The following is a 1,983-nucleotide window of genomic DNA, read 5'->3' on the forward strand; positions in this document are numbered from 1 at the left end:
CTCCCGGCGGACCGGGGACGCAGTCGCAGCGCCACATGGCCGCCCCGGAACGTACGGGACACCACCTCGCAGCTGAGCCCCCGCTCCGCCGGGAGCAGGACGACGCCCGCGGGCCGCACCAGCAGCCGTACCGCCCCCTGCGCGGACCCGGCCGGCACCGGCACCTCCCCCCACTCCGTGGACGCCACCTCGCCCGACACCGTCGCCCCCACCACGTTCTCGAAGCCGAGGAAGCGCGCCACGAACTCCGAGGCGGGCCGCTGCCAGACCTCCAGCGGCGTACCGCTCTGCGCGATGCGCCCGTCGCGCATCACCACCACCCGGTCCGCGAGGGCGAACGCCTCGCCCTGGTCGTGCGTGACGGCCAGCACGGTCGTCCCCAACCGGCCGAACAGCGAGCGCAGTTCGACGACGAGCCGTTCCCGCAGCGTACGGTCGAGCTGGCCCAGCGGCTCGTCGAGCATCAGCAGGCGGGGCTCGGGGGCCAGCGCCCGGGCGAGGGCGACGCGCTGCTGCTCGCCGCCGGAGAGCGATCCGACCGCCCGCCGCGCCGCGCCCGGCAGCCCCACGAGCTCCAGCAGCTCCGCGACCCGCTCGGCCCGCCGCCCGCGCGGCACCCCGCGCATCCGCAGCCCGAAGGACACGTTCCCCGCCACGTCCCGCTGCGGGAACAGCTGGTGGTCCTGGAACATCAGGCCCAGCCCCCGCCGGTGCACCGGCACCCCGGCCTGGTCCGCGCCGCCGAGCAGTACCCGCCCCGCGTCGGCGGGCTGCAGGCCCGCCACCACCCGCAGCAGCGTGGACTTGCCGCTGCCGCTGGGCCCGAGCACGCACACCGTCTCGTGGTCGGCGACCTCCAGGTCGACCGCGTCGAGCGCGGCCCGCTCGCCGAACCGGACCGTCACCCCGTCGAGCTTGAGCATCAGAATTCTCCGGTCCGGTCCGTACGGACACGTTCGAGGAGCAGCAGGGACACCGCGCACACCACCATCAGGATCGTGCTGAGCGCCATCGCCTGGCCGTAGTTGAGGTCCCCGGCCCGGCCCAGCAGCCGGGCCACCGCGACCGGGAGGGTGGGGCGGTCGGGGCGGGCGATGAAGACGGTCGCGCCGAACTCGCCGAGGGAGACCGCGAAGGCGAATCCGGCCGCGATCAGCAGCGCCCGCCGCACCAGCGGCAGGTCCACCTCCCGCCACACCCGCCACGGGGACGCGCCGAGCACGGCCGCCGCCTCGCGCAGCCGTCCGTCGACCGCGCGCAGTACGGGAAGCATGGTCCGTACGACGAACGGCACGCCGACCAGTGCCTGGGCCAGCGGCACCAGGATCCAGGAGGTGCGCAGATCCAGCGGCGGCCGGTCCAGGGTGATCAGGAAGCCGAAGCCGACGGTGACGGCGGAGACGCCGAGCGGCAGCATCAGCAGCGCGTCGAAGCCGCGGACCAGACGGCCGCCGCGCCGGGTGAGGGCGGCGGCGGCGAGGCCTCCGACCACCACGGCGATACCGGTCGCGGCCAGTGCGTACTGCACCGAGTTCCCCACCGCCTCCAGCGGCGGCACCAGGAACGTTCCGCCGTCCCCGACCGACTGCAGGGAGCGGAAGTAGCCGAAGCCGTAGCCGTCGGGGGTGTCCAGGGAGCGGGCGACGAGCACGCCGAGCGGGAGCAGGATCAGCAGGGCCACCACGGCGAGCACCGCCGCGAGCAGCGTCCACTGTCCCGCGCCGCGCGGGCGGCGGGCGGTGTGCGCCGGGTCGACGAGCTTCAGGGCGCTCTCGCGCCGCCGTACGGTCCAGGCGTGCACGGCGAGCACCGCGCCGACCGCGGCGAACTGGACGAGGGTGAGGACGGCGGCGGTCGGCAGGTCGAGGAGGTCGGCGGTCTGGCGGTAGATCTCCACTTCGAGGGTGGAGAAGGTGGGGCCGCCGAGGATCTGGACGACGCCGAAGGAGGTGAAGGTGAAGAGGAAGACCATGAGGGCGGCGG

At 75.0% G+C, this 1,983-nt stretch carries 2 protein-coding genes; both read right to left on the reverse strand.

The genetic code is table 11. The features are described 5' to 3' along the window. On the reverse strand, positions 1 to 923 hold a 923-nt coding region (locus tag ACJA3G_RS35890; protein ID WP_406557217.1), incomplete at its 3' end, for an ABC transporter ATP-binding protein. Further along, positions 923 to 1,983 (reverse strand): ABC transporter permease (locus ACJA3G_RS35895; RefSeq protein WP_406557218.1); only part of this gene is annotated, 1,061 nt, incomplete at its 5' end. The genes ACJA3G_RS35895 and ACJA3G_RS35890, both read right to left, overlap by 1 nt.

It is taken from the genome of Streptomyces sp. YS-3 (assembly GCF_045257485.1).
Classification (GTDB): Bacteria; Actinomycetota; Actinomycetes; order Streptomycetales; family Streptomycetaceae; genus Streptomyces.